The sequence below is a fragment of the Mycetocola lacteus genome (assembly GCF_003667575.1).
GTDB lineage: Bacteria > Actinomycetota > Actinomycetes > Actinomycetales > Microbacteriaceae > Mycetocola > Mycetocola lacteus.
In genome coordinates, this window is the sequence record NZ_RCUY01000005.1 from 442,527 (window position 1) to 461,327 (window position 18,801).

Consider the following 18,801-nt stretch of genomic DNA (forward strand, 5'->3'; position numbering starts at 1 on the left):
CCCCCCGATCGGCGGGCATCCCCTCGGATGCCCGCCGGCTGAAAGGACACATCATGCCCCGCATCGACCTCTTCTACTACGGTGACGTCACCAACGGTCAAAACCCCGCCGCCCTCTACCGCGATATCGAGGAGCAGGTGGTCCTCGGCGACCAGCTCGGCTACAACGGAGTCTGGGTCACCGAACACCACCAGAACGCCCGCGGCGAGGTTCCGGACCCGCTGCTGTTTCTCGCTCGGCTGAGCGCCAAAACCACCAACATTCGCCTGGGAACCTCGGTGGTGTGCGCGCCCTTCTATCACCCGATCCGGCTCGCCGAATCCGCTCTGCTGCTGGATGCGCTCTCGGGTGGACGCCTCGATCTCGGAGTCGGCAGCGGTGCCGGCACCGACCACCTGCTGGGCGTGTACGGTCTGATTCCCGGTGAGGGATCGGCCCGCTCCCGCGAGGTGCACGAAATCCTGCGTCAGGCCATCGACAACGGCCGGGTCACCTTCCACGGCGAGTTCTACGATTTTGACAACGTGGAGATCTCCCCGCCCGCCGGGCGCCCCGCCCGCGACGTCATCTGGACCGCCGCCGGACGCAACGCCATCGAGCTGGCCTCCGCCCACGGCTACCGGCTGATGATCCCGCGCCCGATGCCACTCGAGGCGCGCCTGGCCCTCAACGCCGAATACCGGGAAAAAGTCCCCGGCGGCGAGGTTATTCACCTGCGCTCGGGCCTGGTGGCACCCACCCGGGAACTCGCCCGCGAGCGCGCGGTCGAGTTCCTGCGCGAGTACGCGGCCATCTACCTGAAGGTGGACTGGCGCGGCGGCCCGGACAGTGCTGACTTCGACGATATCGCCGAGAAGCTCTCCTTCGCCGTCGGGACCCCCGAGGAAGTGGCGGACTCGATCTGGCGCTGGACCGACCAGTTCGACGGGACCGAGCAGACCGCGATCCAGTTCCAGGGACCACACGTCAAGCCCGCACACATCCTCGAATCCATCGAACTGTTTGCGACCCAGCTGCCGGGGCTGCGTGGATCCACCCCGACCACCGCGGTCCCCTACGTCGAACGCCCCATTCCCTTCCGCCCCAGCGGCGAGAACCTGGCACCGTATCAGAGCGCCGTGGAGGTGGGCGTATGAACATCGAGTCCATCCGCATAGTCCAACACCCAGTGGAGGTAACCGCATGAGCACCGCAGATTTTCCCGTCAGCCGTCGTCCCGAACCCAATGAGATCGCGGGGCTCGGGACCACCGCGCCGCTGGGCTCCACGGTGATCGGTGAGCGCCTGCGGGTGGGTTTCATCACCCACCTGGATCAGAACACCGACACCACGACCATCTACCGCGAGAACATCCTGCTGTTCCAGGAGCTGGAAAAGCTCGGCTATGACAGCGCGTGGATCGCGACCCGGCACTTCCACTCGGGCTGGGCAGCGCTCCCGAGCCCGTACGCGTTCCTCGGTGCCGCGGCGGTGGCAACCTCAAAGATCGGGCTGGGCACCGCGGTGCTGCCGATCGTGCTGGACGATCCGATCCGGGTCGCCGAGGACGTGGCGGTCATCGACCACCTCTCCGGCGGACGCCTGATCCTCGGCGTGGGCAAGGGGGTCCCCTCGGACTCGTTCCACGTGTTCAACGCCTGGGAGAAGGACCGTGATGCCAACTTCGAGCACAAGATCGACTCGCTGCACTGGGCGCTCGAGGGATCGCAGGTGCCCGAGGGCAGCGCACACATCTGGCCGGCAAACGCCGGACTGACCGGACGCGTGGTCCACGGCAGCTCGAACATCAACACGATCCGGGCCGCGGCTGTGCGCGGGGATGGCTTCATCCTGGAGCGCTTCGGCAACGGCAGCGAGCGGACCGCCGAGGCGCGCGCCGGATTCCAGCAGCGTCAGGCGTACTCGGTGCGCGAGTACCGTCGGGTATTCCACGAAACCTGGGGCGACACCCGCACCCCGTATGTGGTGACCTCGCGCACCGCCTATCCGGGTGTCTCCACAGCCGCGGCGCTCGCCGAGGCCGGAGAGCGTGCGGGCCGCTGGAACGAGTTCGCCGCGAAGATCGGCCGGGTGGATCTCACCGCCTCGATCCCCGATCAGCTACTCTCCGACAACTTCATCTGGGGCACCCCCGAGGAACTCGCCGCCGACCTGCTGGCCGACCCCACCATCGCGCTGACCGACGAGTTGATCCTCGGCATTCACCCGGCGCTGCACACCCTCGAGGAAACGGTGGAGAAGGCGCGGATCCTGCTGGAGGAGGCCTACCCGCTGATTCAGGCGGGCTGGGCGGCGCAGCGCGAGGCGGCACTGGCCGATGCGATCCGTCCGCTCACCCCCGAGCAGATTCGCGCCGAGCAGGAGCGCTTCGCGCACGAGCGTTCGGGCACGGTACTCTCCGGCACCACCGATGCCGCCACCCACACCGAACAGGAACGGATTTCCACCCATGTCTGAGACCAGCACCACACCCGCCGACTCTGCCCTCGCTGGTGACGCCTTCACCGCCGAGTGGGCGGCCTGGCACGAGGCCCGCCTCGACGCCACGCTCTCGCCCTACGGCATCGCCTCGCTGATCGGGACCCACTGGCTCACCGAACACGCTCAGGAGGTTCCCGGGCTGCCGGGCACCTGGCAGCGCGAAGGCGAGGCGATCGTGGGGCTGCTCCCCACCAACGTCGAGGTCCCGGCCACCACCCTGCGGGTCGAGCCCGGCACCGATGTCGAGTATGGCGACATCATCCTGCGGGCGTTTGGCCGCGGGGAAGATCTGGCCCTGCGGGTACTCACCCCGCGCAGTGAAACCCGTCGGGCGATCACGGACATCGCCGCGTTTACCCCCGACCCTGCCTGGGTGTTCCCGGCCCGATTCGAGGCCGCCGCGGATGAGACCCTGGCGATCGAACTGGTGGACGGATTTGTCCAGGACAAGCCGCTCTCGGGCCGCCTGCACGTCAACATCAACGGGCACTGGGCAGCACTCGTGGCTACCGCCGCGGGGAACGCCTACTCGGTGGTGTTTGCCGATCAGACCGGGAACGACCGCGGTGCCGAGGATGAAACCTACAGGTTCCGCTTTCTCACGGTCCCCGCCGCCGATGCCGAGGGCAACACGGTGATCGACTTCAACCGTGCGTTTGTCCCGCCCTGCGGCTTCAGCGACCACTACGTGTGCCCGCTACCCGCGCCGGATAACCGCCTGCCGCTGCGGGTACTCGCGGGTGAGCGCCTCCCGGTGGACGCCAGCGGCGCACCCTACCGCCACCACTAGGACCGTCCAGCAGAACACCCCGCCGTGTATGAGCACGGTGGGGTGTTGTGCATCCCACGGCAGGCACGCTGCCCGCTGGAGCCGAAGGGTCAACACCCAGCCGAACTCTCAGCGATGATCGACGATGTGTGGCGTTGTAGCCGCCGCCACTCCCCCCTCCGGGCAGATCAGGTAGGCACAGCCGTCGGCACCCGCGACGGAGCGATGGATAAGGTGCGCGGGTAGCTCAACCCGATCGCCGGTCAGTGCCTCTGCCTCGCCGATTCGGCCATTCTCACCGTGCACCCATGACACGCTCAGCGCCCCGGTAAGGACAACGATGCGCTCGGAAACCGAGTGGCTGTGCCAGTCGTGCACCTTCCCCGCAATATCGGTCTGAAACTCGATTCCGCCCTGGGTCGGTGCGTAGCGTTCGATCGCGGCGGTAATGGTCAACACGGGCTCGCTCAAAATCTCCGGTGCGATCGTCATCATGCCACCGTTTCCGCCCCTGGAGAAAAGGTGTGCACGGGGCACTCCGATGGAATCTGAGCGTGCTGCCCATCATCGAGGTAATACTGACGCCATTCGCGATTATTCGAGTCACCATAGTTACCCAGTTGCTCGCTGACCGGTGCCGCATCGTAGGTGGCGAGACGCGCTCGAATGATGCTGCGTGCACGGTCGCCCTTCGCGCCTCCCGCTTCGAGCCCGTCGAAAACAAATCGTGGTTGAAACGTCAGCGTCACTCGTTCGAAGTACCTACTTTTTCGCTGGGTATGCAGGTCAGTATTTGCCACCACAAACATTGCCTCGCCACCAAAACTGAATTCGAACAGGGCATGTTCTGGATGCCGGTCTACCTCCACCGGCCAGGAGTCGTCATCGTGGGTCGAGGTATGGTGCAGCAGCGCCCAGAAATGTCGAAAATACGCGTCGTGATTCCGCTCCACAGCCCAGGATTCAAAGAAGCACACCAGCGACGTTCGGTTGCCCAGATCCCGGCACACCTGCGTGAACAGCGTCAGGAGATGTGCCAAATTGGAGTCCTGTCCGCCACTGTCCGCCACGAACCCGAATCTCAGGGTTCCCTGGGCCATCGCTCCCACTCCGAAGATGCAGGGGAATGGGTTCTGCGCATCCAGTAAACGCAACTCGAAATTCTGAATCGCATCCCGTTGCCATCCGTCAGGCGCTTCGGAAACACTGCTCACCAGGATATTTGGGTTACTCATTTTCCCACCGGTTTCTCTCGTGTTGACCCTCTCGAGCCGTCCTCGACCCACCTCAAATGAGATTACGATCGTTGTCAAAATTAATGCTGATCTGGTATTTAGTTGATTACCTCGGGGCATTGGGGATAGCGTAGCCCCCAACCCCTTTGAAGTTGTACTCAGACCAAAAACCCGAGGAGCGCACAAGATGACACCGAGGATTGCAATCGTGGGCCACGTCCCACGAGCATTTCGTGAATACGTCCTGCGGGCGGCGCGCAGCGTCGCGGAAATCTGGCTGATTACCGACGACGCTGCCGCCGAGCCCTGGCACCACGAATACTGCGCAAACATCACCGAGTTACCGCTCAATGATGCGGCAGCCGAAGGCTCCATCCTCGCGCTCATCGCGGGCAAGGTCCGGGGAATCCTGACCGTCGACGAACGCTACGTCGAGCTCACGGCACGACTCGTGGCCACCCTCTCCCTCCCCGGTGCTACCCCCGAAGCGGTGGGCTTGTTGAAGGACAAGGCGTCCATGCGGGCGCTGACGTGGGATCAGGACTATGCGATTCGATTCCGGGTCGCTCACACCGTCGCCGAAGCACGCGAAGCCGCGGCACAGATTGGGTACCCGGTCGTGGTCAAGCCGCGGTCGCTCGGCGGGAGCATTGGTGTCTCCCTGGTGACGCGGGCAGAAGCCCTACCCGCCGCTGTCAATCTCGCGAGTGAGGCCACGGTGGGAACCGTGACCAGCGCCCATGCCGGGGTGCTCATCGAGGAGTATGTGGAGGGTGAGGAGATCAGCGTCGACTCCTCGATCAGCAACGGCCTCACGACGGTCCACTTTATTTCGGACAAGACCCTGGGACTCGCGCCGTATTTTGAGGAGGTGGAGCATCACTCCCCGTCCCGCTTCACCGATGTTTACCCCGCCATCACACGGATCGTGCACGACATACACACCCGCAGTGGTTTTGACCAGGGCATCACCCACATCGAGTTCCGGCTCTCTCCTCATGGCCCAAGGCTCATCGAGGCAAATGCCCGCCTCGGCGGCGACCTCGTCCCCCATATCGGGTTTCTCGCCGGCGGAGTCAACCTGGCAGTGATCGCCACCCAGCTCGCACTCGGGCATCATCTCGAAACCGTAGTCCCGGACAAAGCCGGGAAAGGCGGAGCGGCCATCGCATTCATCGTCCCGCAAAAAGCCGGGTTCTTCAAAAACATCGTCTGGCCCGCGGTGACACTGCCCACCGGTGTCCATATTCAGACGGAGCAGCTGCTCACCGCCGGGGACTTTGTGGCACCGCCTCCCACTGCTTTTCTTTCACGCGTCGGCCTGGTGATCGGCTACGGCCCGGATGCGCGCGAGGCCCACGCGCTGGTTCATTCGATCGCCCGGGACACACAACTTGTCCTCACCGATGGCTAAGCCCGCCGAGGAAACCATCACCCCGAATTCCGGGCACCGTTCTCGGCGCACCCTGGCCGTCGTGGGCCTCTCCACCCTGGTGGGAAGATCGGGCGGGTTTCTCTCAATATTCGGGTCGATCTACCTCACGTCCACGACGCTCGGCCCCAATTCCATCGTCGTGGTTCTCACCGTGGCGGGCGTATTCTCCATGCTCAGTTCGGTGCTGAGCGGACGCCTAGCCGATCGGTTTTCTCCGCGGAGCATCCTCATATCGGTTTCCGTCATCAATGCGGTTGTGCTCGCGGTTCTCGCCGCGAATCCGGGGATTCCCGTGGCGCTTGGCTGCATGATTCTTGCAAGCGGCATGACCGCGGCATTCATTCCGCCGGCCGCGACTCTAGTTCAGCGAACATCACGCTCGGAGAAAACCCTCACCACGCGATTTGCCACGTTTCGACTGTTCCTCAACATCGGAACCACATCGAGCCCGCTGATCGCGATGATCTTAGGCGAGACGTATTTTGACCGGCTCTTTCTCTACAGTGCCATCGCAAATCTGATCGCCGCCCTGGTCCTCCTGCTCACTCCGCGTCACATCCCTCAAAATACCGACCCTCACCCCCTCGCCACGGGAAGCACACACACTCACGGCGGCCCCTCCCATGGCACGGTTGTCGGGATTACCCTCGGTGCCCTCGGAATCACCGCCGCACTCTACGCGCAGTTCCAATCCACGCTCCCCCTTGCGATTCGAGCCGAACACACGGGATTGGCGATCTACAGCACGCTCATCCTGATCAACTCGGCAACCGTCATCATCGGAGAGGTACCGCTCAGCATCCTCACCCGCCGCTTCGCTCCGTGGATTCCGTTGACTCTCGGGATTGCCCTGATGTCCACGGGTATTTTTCTGGCGGGAGCATGTGTTGCAGTCCCCGTGGTGATGGTTGCCGGGGCACTGATTTTTACGTTCGGCGAGATGATGTTTGCCCCCGTCGCGAACACTGTAGCGGCCAGGCTCGCGCCGGCCGGGAAGTCCGCTCGCTACCAGGGCTATCTCAGTTCGATGCAGGCCCTCGGGTTTGCCCTGGGTCCGGCCGCCGGGGTCGCCCTCTACTTCACCGCGGCGGCATACATCTGGCTGGTAATTCTTGCGATCGGCCTGGGATTGAGTGTGCTCCTCGGTGCGCTTCTTCGCCGGCCTCTCGGCTCCGCGACCATGACCGAAAACCCCGTCGCCCAGGCCGCTCCCACAACCGAACAGGGAACACCATGACAATCGTCGCCCTGGTAGATCCGCTGAGCAGCGGGCAAATGTACCCGCCCCTGCTGGCAGAGCACGGCATCGACGTGCTCGTCATCACCACCCCGAGAGGAGTCGCCGCCACGCATCAGAAAAATGCTTCCTCACGTGGTTGCGCGCATCAGGGCGGTCTCATCCTCCCCTCCATGGAGCGAGCAGACATCACGAGCCTCGTGCACTCGCTCTTTCGACTGGGCGTTCGGCACATCATCGCCGGTTCCGAAGCGGGAGTGCCCGTCGCTCTCCTCCTCCAGACGGCGGTGGCGGATACCCGTGCGCCGATACCCTCACAGACGTCATCGGTGCTGTTCGACAAGGCCGCACTCGCACATCGACTGTCCGACCGGGGTGTTCCGGCCCTGCACTCTCGCGAGCTCCATTCCAAAGCCGAGGGTCTCGCGTTTGTCTCCACAGTTGATTTTGCCCAGGATTCGCTGGTCCTCAAACCCTCCATCGGGGCCGGGTCGATCGGCGTTGCTCGCGTCACGTCGATCGCGCAGGCAGGTGAGCATCTCTCGACCCTGTTCGATGCGGAGGATGCCTTCGGCACGCCCGTGACCTGCGTTCTTGCACAGGAGTATTTTGCGGGCACCGAGTACGTGGTGGACACAGTCAGCTTCGACGGAGTGCACTCGATCGCTAACGTGTGTGCCTATCAGAAGGTACTCTCCGCGGATGGGTTGTTTGTCTATTCACGGCTCGATTGGCTTGAGCAGAGTGCGCCACCGGCGAGACTCGTGATCGACCATGCACGATTGGTCTTAGACGCTCTGGGGCGAGAGAACGGATGCAGCCACCTGGAGATCATGGTGCGGGCTGGCCAGCCACGCCTCATCGATTTTGGCGCGCGGGCGCATGGTGCAATGCACCCGGCCAAGACATTTGAGCTGACCGGAAGCTCACAGATTCATCGAGAAGTTTCCCGCATAGCCAACGGCACGGTCCCGCCGGATGGTTATGCGCTTGCACGTTGCGGAAGGATTGTTTTCTTCCACCGTCTCCGCGACGGAACCGTCGGGGAAACCGTCGACAGTGAGAAGTTCCTGACCATCCCGTCGGTTTTTTCCATCGATCTGGGACTCTCTCCCGGCAGCTTTGTGGCGCGAACGACCGACCTCAACAGCAGCCTCCGCCTGGGCCTGTGCTTTCTCACGGCCGAAAACGAAGCGGAGTTAGACCGCGACGAAATGCGGGTGCGCCGGGTTTTCGACTCGTTTTTCGCACAGGACTAGCCCGTGCGACGCCCCTCTGCGGACACGGCGGACGGTATCGACCCGCTACTCGGAGGAGCGGAGGCGGACGCACGAGTCAGTGCATCGGCACGCTACTCGGAGGAGCGGAGGCGGACGCACGAGTCAATGCATCGGCACGCTACTCGGAGGAGCGGAGGCGGACGGTGAGGGAATCCGCCCGCGTAGCGATCACGTCATCCTGGGCCCAGCGCTGAGCGAGGCGCTGCAGCACGGCGTCAAGCATCTCTCGGTCGAGACCCTGCACCAGGGTCAGGGTCACCACGAGCTCCGGCCCGTGCAGGCGCGAGAGCGGGTCGGCGGTGGACAGTGCCACGTCCAGCACCGAGAGTTCGGTGCCGATGGACGATACAAATGCGGCAAACACCTCGGGATCCTGGAAGCTGGGAATCCAGGATTCCTCGCGGGCCACGGCCCAGAGTGCCGGACGGCGGATCACAAATTCCAGCGGGGTGGTGGCATCCAGCACCACCAGGTCGGTATTCTCCTCGGCTGCGGCCAGGGCCACGCGAATGCCGTCGGCGGGAACGGGCCGAGCCTTGGGGTTCCAGGCCCGCATGGCGTCCACCGAGGAGAAGACCGGCAGGACGTTGCGTCCGTCGGGTCCGGCGACGGTGATGATTGAGAGCTCCTGAGTCTTGTCAACCTCCTGGCCGTGGGCATTGAGCCCCACATCCCCGGCATGGGCAACCAGGGGGATCAGCAGGCGCGCGGTGCGGAACGCATCCACGATGGCCTCGGCGCTCCCCTCCCCTGCGACGAACCGGCGCTGGGCCTCGGCGAGCTCGGCGGGCGCGCTGCCGTCATCCTCGGCGTAGGCGTTGTCGTGAGCCTGGAAGGTGCGTCCCTCCCAGGACTGGTCCGCGCTGTCCGCGGTGTTGCCGGCGAGGGCAGCGATCCGGGCACGAATCCCGGTGGGATCATCGGGGGTGCCGTGATCGCAGCCGGCACCGTGTGCGTGTGGGTCGGCCGGGGTGTGCTCGGTCATGCTGTCTCCTCGCGGGAACGAAACCATCGGGTGGATGGTGGGGTGCGGCGGGATGAGCCGCCGGGTGTGGGGCGGGCCAATTCGCGGCTGATGGGCCGCGCAGATGACCATATCCAGCCTATCGGCCCGTCGGATTCGGCGCGCACACAACAGGCCCGGAACCCCAGAGCGAGGTACCGGGCCTGTGTGGAATGCCTAGTTGGAGGCCACGTCCAGGGCCTCGGGCAGGGTGAAGTTGCCGTTGTACAGTGCCTTGCCGACGATTGCACCCTCGAGGCCCAGCGGCACCAGCTCGCGCAGGGCGGCGATGTCGTCGAGGCTGGAGATGCCACCGGAGGCCACAACCGGGCGGTTGGTGCGCTCCATGACGTCCTGGAGCAGCTGGATGTTCGGGCCCTGCAGGGTGCCGTCCTTGGTCACATCGGTCAGCACGTAGCGGGTGCAGCCGGCCTCTTCGAGGCGCTCCAGCACGGTCCACAGGTCGCCACCATCGCGGGTCCAGCCGCGGGCGGCGAGGGTCGTGCCGCGCACGTCGAGGCCCACGGCGATCGCGTCGCCGTAGCGACCGATGACGTTGGCGGCCCACTCGGGGTTTTCCAGGGCGGCGGTGCCCAGGTTGATCCGGGTGACGCCGCTTTCCAGGGCCGCTTCCAGGCTCTCGTCGTCGCGGATGCCACCGGAGAGTTCGATCTTCACGCCGTGCACGGCCTTGATCACGCGACGGATGACGGCCTGGTTGTTGCCCCGACCGAAGGCTGCGTCCAGGTCGACCAGGTGGATCCACTCGGCCCCCTGCTTGGCCCAGTCCAGGGCCGCGTCGACGGGGTCACCGTAGTTGGTTTCGGATCCGGCTTCGCCCTGGGTCAGGCGGACGGCCTTACCGTCGGCCACGTCCACGGCCGGCAGCAGTTCGAGTGCCGGGGTGTTGTTGAACTCGCTCATGTTGTCCTTGTGTCCTAGAGGCGAATCCGCGTCGGGATCGACGGGATTCGCTGGGTGGTGGGTGAACGATGCCGGTGTCGGCGGTGTTCGGCCCGCGAGGGTGCGAGAGGAACACGTTCGGTGTCGGTCGTGTTCGACCCGCGAGAGGGGTGGAGGTGGTCGGTGCGCCGGGCGGATACCCGCGGACGACCAGGTGCCGGGGTGTGGCTACTCCGGGAGGGGCAGGGTGTCCAGCCAGTTCCGCAGCAGGGTGATCCCCGCCTCCCCCGACTTTTCGGGGTGGAACTGGGTGGCCGTGAGCGGTCCGTTTTCGATCGCGGCCAGGAAGGGAACACCGTGGTCGGCCCAGGTGAGGGCCGGTTCCGTGAAGGGGGGAATCACATCCAGCAGCCATTCCTGCGCCGCATAGGAGTGAACAAAGTAGAAGCGCTCGTCCTCGAGACCGCGGAACAGGCGGGAGTTCTCGGGGACCCGAACCGTGTTCCAGCCCATGTGCGGCACAACTTCGGCGGGCAGCTCGGTGATCGATCCGGGCCACTGGCCCAGGCCCTCGGTTTCCACGCCGCGCTCGGTCCCCCGGTCAAACATGACCTGCAGGCCCACGCACACGCCCAGTACCGGCTTGCCACCGGTGATGCGCTTATCGATGATGCGGGCGCCACCGGAAGATTCCAGTGCGGCCATGACCGCGTCAAACGCACCCACACCGGGGACAAACAGTCCGTCGGCAGCCATGGCCTCGGTGAAGTCTCCACTCAGGGTGACATCGGCGCCGGCCTTTTCCAGGGCCTTCACCGCAGAGTGGACGTTGCCCGATCCGTAGTCGAAGACGACAACGCGGGGACGGCGGGCGGCCGGAGGGGTTTCCTCCACCGCGGTGTCGCTCACCAGGGTGACGTCTCCTCCCGAGGAGTTGCTTGCCGGGGTGGTGTCGCTCACAGCTTGCCCTTCGTGGACGGGATGCCCTCAACCAGCGGGTCGAAGGCCTTGGCCTGACGGAACGCGCGGGCGAACGCCTTGAACTCGGCTTCGGCGATGTGGTGCGGGTCGCGACCCGAGCGCACATCAATGTGGACGGTGAGGCCGGCGTTGAAGGTGATCGCCTCGAAGACGTGCCGGATCATCGATCCGGTGAAGTGTCCACCGATGAGGTGGAACTCAAACCCGGCGGGCTCACCGGTGTGCACCAGGAACGGACGACCGGAGATGTCGACCACGGCCTGAGCCAGGGCCTCATCCAGCGGGCACAGCGCATCGCCGTAGCGGGCGATTCCGGCCTTGTCGCCGAGGGCTTCGCGGATCGCCAAGCCCAGGGCAATGCCGATGTCCTCCACCGTGTGGTGAACGTCGATGTGGGTGTCGCCGGTAGCCTTGACCCGCAGATCGGTCAGCGAGTGCTTGGCGAATGCGGTGAGCATGTGGTCGTAGAAGGGCACGGAGGTTTCAATCTCGCTGCGGCCGGTGCCGTCGAGGTTGATTTCGAGCTCAATCGAGGATTCACTGGTTGCCCGCGTAATCTTCGCGGTCCGAGGTGCGCTGGTCATGCCTTTGAGCTTAGCGCGCTCAGGGCCTCGAGGAAGGCGGTGGTTTCGGACTCGGTTCCGGCGCTCACTCGCAGGTGTCCGGGGATGCCGACATCGCGAATCAGGATGCCGCGTTCCAGCAGGGCGGTGAACAGCGCCTGGGGGTCCTCGACCCCGCCGAACAGCACAAAGTTGGAGTGGGTACGGTGCGGGGTGTAGCCGAGTTCACTCAGACGGGCCACGATGCGGTCCCGCTGGCCGCGGATGTCGTCGACCATCGCCAGCATTTCGTCGGTGTGGTCAAGAGCCGCCTCGGCGGCCGCCTGGGTGAGGGCCGAGAGGTGGTACGGCAAACGCACCAGACGCAGCGCGTCGATCGCCGCCGGATCGGCGGCCAGGTAGCCCACCCGGGCACCGGCAAAGGCGAAGGCCTTACTCATGGTGCGGGAGATCAGCAGGCGAGGACGGCCCGGCAGCAGGCTCAGCGCGCTCTCGGTGCCGTCGGGAGCGAATTCGGCATATGCCTCATCCACAACAACCACGCCATCGGTGGCGTCGTAGATCGCCGCGATGGTCTCCAGGTTAATCGGGGTACCGGTGGGGTTGTTCGGGGAACAGAGGAACACCACGTTGGGCTGGTGTTCACGTACCTGAGCCACCGCGGTCTCGGCGGAGAGCTCATACTCGTCGTCCCGCAGACCGGGAATCCAGGTGGTGTCGCCACCGGCGGCCAGGAGGGAGTACATCGAATAGGTGGGGGCAAACCCGAGCAGCGTGCGTCCGGGGCCGGCAAAGGCGGAGAGGACGTGCTGCAGCACCTCATTGGAACCGTTGGCGGCCCAGAGGTTCTCTGCGGTCAGTCCGTGGCCGAGGTAGCGCGCCAGACGTTCGCGCAGACCGCTGAACTCGCGATCCGGATACCGGTTGAGCCCGATGACGGTCTCGGCGATGCGGGCGACGATGTCGTGGGCCACCGCCTCGGGGATGCGATGGGTGTTCTCGTTGACGTTGAGCGCAACGGGCACGTTCAACTGCGGTGCGCCGTAGGGGACTTGGCCGCGCAGATTATCGCGGAGGGGCAGATCGTCAAGAGTGGTCACGGGGAAAGTTTACCCAGTCACTCCGAGCGACAGGGCGCACATTTGCCCAGTCTGCACGGGTGTGCGGGCCTAGCGCGTGGGGGCGTCGAAGCGCAGCGGGATGGCCAGACGCTGACCAGCTTCCAGCCCGGATCCCTGCAGCTGGTTGAGGTCACGGATCTCGGCGATGACATCGCGCGGGTCGGCCGCGGGGTCGAGCGACACAGCGAGCTGCCACAGGGTGTCTCCACTTTCCACCGTCACATAGTGGAACGAGGCATCACTCGGGGTGGAGGAGGCAACCGCTCCCCCGGCACTCAGGCCTACAACCAGGAGCGCAATCACCAGGGGCAGCGCCACCAGGGTGGTGATGACGATTCGGCCACGACGGGTCAGACGCAGCTTGCCCGTGGGGCGGGCACCGGATGCGGGTGCGGGTGCGGGTGAAGCAGCGGATGCGGGTGAGGCAGCGGAAGCGGCCGCGACACGGGCGGGTGCCTCCGAAGAAGAGGGCTCGAATCCGAAGGAGGGACGAGCGGTAACGGGACGGCGGGGGTTCAGGATTGCGGTACTCATGATTGACCTCTCTGTACCGGTGGGCTGCCCAGATGCGAGTGCCCGTGCGGCGCAACCCCCGCGAAGTAATGGCGGAGAGTGGAAGCCGTGGCCGGTCTTAATGAAAGCGTGCTGAAGACGGGGAAATCCAACACCGGGGTTTGCTGTACCGAGTCGGTGTTTTCGAAGGGCGTTAGAACATCTGTTTCGAATATAACTTCGAATAATCGAATTCACAAGCCGGTATTCGAATCTTTTTGAGATTTTTTCCCGACACACTCGAAGAAATGTTTGTTTTCCCAGCCGTCGCTGGATACAGTTTCGAGTGTTGGGATTACTCAACCAATAACCACCGACACTGGCTCAAAAGGGCCGTCAGGACGGGAAACCATGGTCACCAAGAAGCCGAACGCAGACGCCACCGACGCGCCCAAAACCGGCACTCGGCGACGCAAGAGCCTGAGCGAGAAGCAGCGTTCGATTCTCGAATACATCTCCCGTTCGGTGGCCGACCGTGGATACCCGCCGAGCATGCGCGAGATCGGCGACGCCGTGGGCCTCGCCTCGCTGTCCAGCGTGACCCACCAGCTCAATCAGCTGGAACTCAGCGGATACCTGCGCCGCGACCCCAACCGTCCCCGCGCCCTGGAGATCCTGATCGATCTGCCCGGCACCACCGTCTCCTCGGCGAGCTTCGAATCGGTCACCCCTCCGGTGGGCGACGCCGCCATGGTGCCGCTGGTGGGACGGATCGCCGCGGGCTCCCCAATCACCGCCGAGCAGCAGGTGGAGGAGGTCTTCCCGCTGCCGCGTCAGCTCGTGGGTAAGGGCGACCTGTTCATGCTCAAGGTGTCCGGCGACTCGATGATCGACGCGGCCATCTGCGACGGCGACTGGGTTGTGGTGCGTCAGCAGCACGACGCGGAAAACGGGGACATCGTGGCCGCGATGCTGGACAATGAGGCCACCGTGAAGGTATTCCGTCAGCGCGACGGTCACACCTGGCTGCTCCCCCGCAACTCGAACTTCGAACCGATCCTGGGCGACCATGCCGAGGTGCTCGGCAAGATCGTCGCGGTCCTGCGCGCGGTCTAGGTCGCCGCTGCGGATCCGATCGATCCGGAATCTCGGGCCTCGTTCCGATACCCGAGTCGAGCGGCCCACATCCCGCACTCCGAGATGAGGTAGAGCGTGCACACCATCGAAAACTCGAACGCGTCCCGACTCATTCACGCGGTGATTCCCTCGCCGGTGGATGAGCTGACCCTGGTCGCCCGCGGCGACACACTGATCGCCGTGTACTTCGCCCAGCACGCTCGCCGTCCCTCCGATGCTGCTCTCGGCGACCGGGTGGACATCGCGGACAGTGCGGTATTCACGCACACCCGCGATCAACTGGCCGAATACTTTGCCGGTGATCGCGAAACCTTCGATCTCCCCCTCGCCCCCGAGGGTGAGGAGTTTGCCCGGCGCGTCTGGGCCGAGATTCGACGGATTCCGCGCGGCCGGACCATCCGCTATGGCGATATCGCCGCCGAGCTCGGCCAGCCCGGCGGTGCGCAGGCCGTGGGCGGCGCGGTGGGGCGCAATCCGCTGAGCATCATCGTGCCGTGCCATCGCGTGGTCGGAGCCGACGGATCGCTCACCGGGTACGCCGGCGGCACCGCCCGCAAGGCCTTCCTCCTGGAACTCGAGGAGGACGAGGCGGCCAGCGCGGCTCGGCTGTTTTAGTCGACAACACCGAGTTTGCGTCGTTCAGCAACGCCGAAGGGGCGAGTCCATCAGGACTCGCCCCTTCGGCTTTTGATCGTGCCCGCGCTGGTCGCGTGACGCTCGGCGCAGGTCATCGGTCACTCGGCGATCAGTATTACCGCGCGAACTCGTCGAGTCCCGCGGCCACCTCGGGTGAGGCAAACGCGTGTACGCGAGTGCCCTCCTCCTCATAGTCGAGGGTGACCACGCGGCCACGGCGGTGCAGCAGCGAGATCACGTCGCCGCGGTCGTAGGGCACCAGCAGATTCAGCTCGACCGACGGGCTGGGGAGCAGCTCGGCGATCTTCGCCAGGATCTCCTCGATGCCCTCGCCGGTGCGCGCCGAAGCGAAGATCGCGTGCGGTTCGAGTCCCAGCAGGACCAGGCGGTCCTCTTCGGACACCAGGTCGGACTTATTGAACACGACGATTTCCGGGATATCCCGGGCACCGACATCGGTGATCACGTCACGCACGGTCTTGAGCTGGGCCGAGGGATCCGGGTGCGATCCATCCACCACGTGCACGATCACATCCGAGTCGCCCACCTCCTCCAGGGTCGAGCGGAATGCCTCGACCAGCTGGTGCGGAAGATTGCGGACAAAACCGACGGTATCGGTGAGGGTGTAGACCCGACCATCCTCGGTTTTGCTCTTGCGGACGGTGGCGTCCAGGGTCGCAAACAGCGCGTTCTCGACCAGCACGCCGGCCCGGGTGATCCGGTTTAGCAGGCTGGACTTGCCGGCGTTGGTGTACCCGGCAATCGCGACCGAGGGCACCTCGAAGCGCTGGCGGTTGGCCCGCTTGGCCTCGCGGGCGGGCAGGAAGCCCTTGATCTGACGGCGCAGCTTCGACATCCGAATGTGGATGTGTCGGCGGTCCAGCTCGAGCTTGGTTTCACCGGGACCACGCGATCCCATACCGGCACCACCCACCTGACCACCGGCCTGACGGGACATCGAGTCACCCCACCCACGCAGACGCGGCAGCAGGTATTCAAGCTGGGCCAGCTCCACCTGGGCCTTACCCTCACGGCTCTTGGCGTGCTGACTGAAGATGTCGAGGATCACGGCCGTCCGGTCGATCACCTTGACCTTCACCACGTCCTCGAGCGCGCGGCGCTGGCTGGGTGAGAGTTCGGTGTCGGCGATCACCGTGTCGGCACCGAGTGCCTTGACGATCCCCGCGAGCTCGGCAGCCTTACCGCTCCCGAGGTAGGTGCTGGCGTCGGGATTGGCGCGGCGCTGCAGCAGACCGTCGAGGACCGCGGCACCCGCGGTTTCGGCAAGCGCGGCCAGCTCCCGCAGCGAGTTTTCGGCATCTTCCTGCTTGCCCTGCGGATACACACCGATCAGGACGACGTTTTCCAGGCGAAGCTGACGATACTCAACCTCGGTGACGTCTTCGAGCTCGGTGGAGAGCCCGGCGACGCGGCGCAGGGCCGCGCGGTCGGCACGGTCGGCCTGATCGCCATCGCCCGCCGAGCCCTCGGTGTCGTGGTCCTGCAGGGCGGCGGCACGGCCGGTGGCAAACACGTTGACCGCGCCGGCACGGGAGGCGGCACCCCGCAGGACACGCTCGACGGCGTCCTCGGAGTCCGCACCGTGATCGTCAGCGCCGTGATGGTCAGCACCGGTGGAATCGGTGGAGGAGGTACCCGTGGAAGAGGCACCACTGGAATGGGACGCGTCGTACCCGGACGCGGCGGGGGAATGGGTGGCGGAATCGCCGGTCTGTGTCGAATTGTGGGTACCCCGCTCGGCGGCCTGGGCGGTGCCCGTGGCGCTCTGCACCGCGGCATCGCGGTCGTCTGCGGGGGTGATGGTGTTCGGGGTGTCTTTTGTCATCGAGTTAACCCTAGTTCGTATCCATCGGATACGGTCTAAATATGTCGAGTGAACACTATTTTGATGCAACACCCGCGGGTGATGCGGTCTATCGAACCATCATCGCGCGCATTGCCGGCGTCGAGCGCACGCTGACCACCGCGAACAAGGTCTTCTCCCCCGCCCACCTCGACGAGGGCACCCGCATTCTGCTCGAGGAGGTGCCCGAGCCGCCGACCCACGGCAACCTGCTCGACCTCGGTGCCGGCTGGGGCCCAATCTCGCTCGAGCTCGCGCTGCTGAGCCCCGAGGCCACCGTCTGGGCCGTGGACGTGAACGATCGTGCACTCGACCTGGTGCGCAAGAACGCCGCCGACCTGGGCATCACCAACATCCGTGCCGTGCGCCCCGATGAGGTCCCTGCGGACATCCGGTTTGAGGCCATCTGGTCCAACCCGCCGATTCGCGTGGGCAAGGACGTCCTCCACGGCATGCTGGAGCACTGGCTGCCCCGGCTGGTCGAGCAGGGCGAGGCCTGGCTCGTAGTGCAGAAGAACCTGGGCGGCGACTCGCTGCAGCGCTGGATCACCGAGACCCTGGGAGCTGAGTTCACCGTGAGCCGTCACACCACGGCCAAGGGTTTCCGGGTGATCCTGGTGGATCACTCCGCCGCCGACGATGAGGACCTGCCCGACTTCGTGTAGCGATCACACACGAGAACGGCCCCGGGGGAATTCACATCCACCGGGGCCTTCTTCGGTATCGCGTCTACGCCTGGTGCAGCGCGTCCAGGTCCACGGTGCCGGTGTAGACCAGTTCTGCGGGACCCGAGAGGGACACGTGCTCGCCGTCCTCGGTGGGGAACATACGCACGGCGCACACACCGCCGGGCACGGTGACCCGCCACTGGTTGGGCGCGGTGGGGCCAGCCCAGAAGCGGGTGGCCAGGGCGGCCGCGGCGATCCCGGTGCCGCAGGAGAGCGTCTCTCCCGAGCCGCGCTCGTGCACGCGCATGCGGATCTGCCCCACTCCGTCGCGAATGAGCTGGGCGGCGGGAACCACGAGTTCCACATTGGCACCGGCCTCGGGGGCCGGGTCCAGGGTCGGGGCGACGGTGAGGTCGGCCTGGTCAAGCTCGGAGTCATCGGCGAGCGCAACCACCACGTGCGGATTTCCCACGTTGATGCCCACACCCGGACGAGCGACCTCAACCCCGCGGGTGTGCACCAGCGGGCCGTCCTCCTCCAGACGCCAGCGTCCCAGGTCCACGGCGAATCCACCGGCGGTTACCTGCACGTCGCGGACACCCGCGCGGGTCCCGATCGCGATGGTTTCGCCGCGCTCGAGGGTGATCAGTCCGGTTTCGATCAGGTAGCGCACAAACACGCGGATGCCGTTGCCACACATCTCGGCCACCGAACCATCGGCGTTGTAATAGTCCATGAACCACTCGGCACCGGAGTCCTCGGCCAGGCTCTCGGCCCCGTATTCGAGGGAGGCGGAGCGGGCGGCGCGGATCAGGCCGTCGGCACCGATCCCGAAGCGACGATCACACAGGGCGGCGATGGTGGCCGGGGTCAGCTCGCGCCGGGCGTCGGGATCGGTGATCAGGACAAAGTCGTTGCCGGTGCCGTGGCCCTTGTGGAAATCGAGTGTGTTCGCCATTGCCCCAGTTTAGGCGTCGCGGCCCGCATCGGAAAACC

General features: G+C 65.3%; 19 protein-coding genes. 9 read left to right on the forward strand and 10 right to left on the reverse strand.

What is annotated here, in order from left to right; genetic code table 11:
* Positions 1–53 precede the first annotated feature (53 nt).
* Genes D9V34_RS07575 through D9V34_RS07585 form a run of 3 tightly spaced genes read left to right on the forward strand, consistent with a single transcriptional unit; the run spans position 54 to position 3,271 of the window.
* Positions 54–1,136 carry an LLM class flavin-dependent oxidoreductase gene (locus D9V34_RS07575; protein WP_183091901.1) on the forward strand — a complete coding sequence of 361 codons (1,083 nt, stop codon included), beginning with the start codon at positions 54–56 and terminating at the stop codon, positions 1,134–1,136.
* 46 nt (positions 1,137–1,182) lie between these two features.
* Positions 1,183–2,457 (forward strand): LLM class flavin-dependent oxidoreductase, encoded by a 1,275-nt coding sequence (locus D9V34_RS07580; RefSeq protein WP_121688225.1) that lies wholly within the window; start codon positions 1,183–1,185, stop codon positions 2,455–2,457.
* On the forward strand, positions 2,450–3,271 hold the full coding sequence (locus tag D9V34_RS07585) for a DUF1684 domain-containing protein (RefSeq protein WP_183091902.1): 822 nt from the start codon (positions 2,450–2,452) through the stop codon (positions 3,269–3,271). Before D9V34_RS07580 ends, D9V34_RS07585 begins: the two co-directional genes overlap by 8 nt.
* A 108-nt stretch (positions 3,272–3,379) precedes the next feature.
* Here the strand turns inward: D9V34_RS07585 and D9V34_RS07590 are convergent, their stop codons facing one another.
* Together D9V34_RS07590 and D9V34_RS07595 are read right to left on the reverse strand one after the other, a co-directional pair.
* Positions 3,380–3,745, reverse strand: a complete 366-nt coding sequence (locus tag D9V34_RS07590) for a hypothetical protein (protein ID WP_121688227.1) — start codon at positions 3,743–3,745, stop codon at positions 3,380–3,382.
* Entirely contained in the window at positions 3,742–4,485 is a 744-nt protein-coding gene (locus D9V34_RS07595) for a YqcI/YcgG family protein (RefSeq protein WP_183091903.1), read from the reverse strand. The genes D9V34_RS07590 and D9V34_RS07595 overlap by 4 nt, the downstream gene beginning before the upstream one ends.
* Before the next feature lie 187 nt (positions 4,486–4,672).
* Between D9V34_RS07595 and D9V34_RS07600 the strand changes: the two genes are divergently transcribed.
* Genes D9V34_RS07600 through D9V34_RS07610 form a run of 3 tightly spaced genes read left to right on the forward strand, consistent with a single transcriptional unit; the run spans position 4,673 to position 8,416 of the window.
* The gene (locus D9V34_RS07600; RefSeq protein ID WP_121688228.1) at positions 4,673–5,899 is read left to right on the forward strand and encodes an ATP-grasp domain-containing protein; all 1,227 of its coding nucleotides are present in this window, start codon (positions 4,673–4,675) and stop codon (positions 5,897–5,899) included.
* Entirely contained in the window at positions 5,892–7,157 is a 1,266-nt protein-coding gene (locus D9V34_RS07605) for an MFS transporter (RefSeq protein ID WP_183091904.1), read from the forward strand. The genes D9V34_RS07600 and D9V34_RS07605 overlap by 8 nt, the downstream gene beginning before the upstream one ends.
* Entirely contained in the window at positions 7,154–8,416 is a 1,263-nt protein-coding gene (locus tag D9V34_RS07610) for a hypothetical protein (protein ID WP_121688230.1), read from the forward strand. The genes D9V34_RS07605 and D9V34_RS07610 overlap by 4 nt, the downstream gene beginning before the upstream one ends.
* A 139-nt stretch (positions 8,417–8,555) precedes the next feature.
* Here D9V34_RS07610 and D9V34_RS07615 read toward each other — a convergent pair whose 3' ends face one another.
* From D9V34_RS07615 to D9V34_RS07640, 6 genes are all read right to left on the reverse strand, one after another.
* Entirely contained in the window at positions 8,556–9,422 is an 867-nt protein-coding gene (locus tag D9V34_RS07615; RefSeq protein WP_121688231.1) for an SseB family protein, read from the reverse strand.
* Between the two features lie 195 nt (positions 9,423–9,617).
* A complete protein-coding gene (gene priA / locus D9V34_RS07620; RefSeq protein WP_121688232.1) occupies positions 9,618–10,364 on the reverse strand; it encodes a bifunctional 1-(5-phosphoribosyl)-5-((5-phosphoribosylamino)methylideneamino)imidazole-4-carboxamide isomerase/phosphoribosylanthranilate isomerase PriA in 747 nt (248 codons plus the stop codon).
* Positions 10,365–10,571: 207 nt separating this feature from the next.
* A complete protein-coding gene (gene hisH / locus D9V34_RS07625) occupies positions 10,572–11,255 on the reverse strand; it encodes an imidazole glycerol phosphate synthase subunit HisH (protein WP_425454447.1) in 684 nt (227 codons plus the stop codon).
* 44 nt (positions 11,256–11,299) lie between these two features.
* Positions 11,300–11,908 (reverse strand): imidazoleglycerol-phosphate dehydratase HisB, encoded by a 609-nt coding sequence (gene hisB / locus D9V34_RS07630; protein WP_030143067.1) that lies wholly within the window; start codon positions 11,906–11,908, stop codon positions 11,300–11,302.
* Complete coding sequence (locus D9V34_RS07635) at positions 11,905–12,987, reverse strand: histidinol-phosphate transaminase (RefSeq protein ID WP_121688233.1); 1,083 nt, start codon at positions 12,985–12,987, stop codon at positions 11,905–11,907. Before D9V34_RS07635 ends, hisB begins: the two co-directional genes overlap by 4 nt.
* A 69-nt stretch (positions 12,988–13,056) precedes the next feature.
* Positions 13,057–13,542, reverse strand: coding sequence for a LysM peptidoglycan-binding domain-containing protein (locus D9V34_RS07640; protein WP_121688234.1), 486 nt, complete (start codon positions 13,540–13,542; stop codon positions 13,057–13,059).
* 369 nt (positions 13,543–13,911) lie between these two features.
* Between D9V34_RS07640 and lexA the strand changes: the two genes are divergently transcribed.
* Together lexA and D9V34_RS07650 are read left to right on the forward strand one after the other, a co-directional pair.
* Positions 13,912–14,616: a transcriptional repressor LexA gene (lexA, locus tag D9V34_RS07645; RefSeq protein ID WP_121688235.1), complete on the forward strand. Its 705-nt coding sequence runs from the start codon at positions 13,912–13,914 to the stop codon at positions 14,614–14,616.
* 96 nt (positions 14,617–14,712) lie between these two features.
* Positions 14,713–15,252 (forward strand): methylated-DNA--[protein]-cysteine S-methyltransferase, encoded by a 540-nt coding sequence (locus D9V34_RS07650; protein WP_245991954.1) that lies wholly within the window; start codon positions 14,713–14,715, stop codon positions 15,250–15,252.
* 136 nt (positions 15,253–15,388) lie between these two features.
* On the opposite strand, the gene hflX is transcribed toward D9V34_RS07650, so the two are convergent.
* A complete protein-coding gene (gene hflX / locus D9V34_RS07655; RefSeq protein ID WP_245991957.1) occupies positions 15,389–17,119 on the reverse strand; it encodes a GTPase HflX in 1,731 nt (576 codons plus the stop codon).
* Positions 17,120–17,160: 41 nt separating this feature from the next.
* Here hflX and D9V34_RS07660 point away from each other — a divergent pair, with 41 nt between their 5' ends.
* Entirely contained in the window at positions 17,161–17,802 is a 642-nt protein-coding gene (locus D9V34_RS07660; protein WP_121688236.1) for a class I SAM-dependent methyltransferase, read from the forward strand.
* Positions 17,803–17,866: 64 nt separating this feature from the next.
* On the opposite strand, the gene dapF is transcribed toward D9V34_RS07660, so the two are convergent.
* On the reverse strand, positions 17,867–18,763 hold the full coding sequence (dapF, locus tag D9V34_RS07665; RefSeq protein WP_121688237.1) for a diaminopimelate epimerase: 897 nt from the start codon (positions 18,761–18,763) through the stop codon (positions 17,867–17,869).
* Positions 18,764–18,801 lie beyond the last annotated feature (38 nt).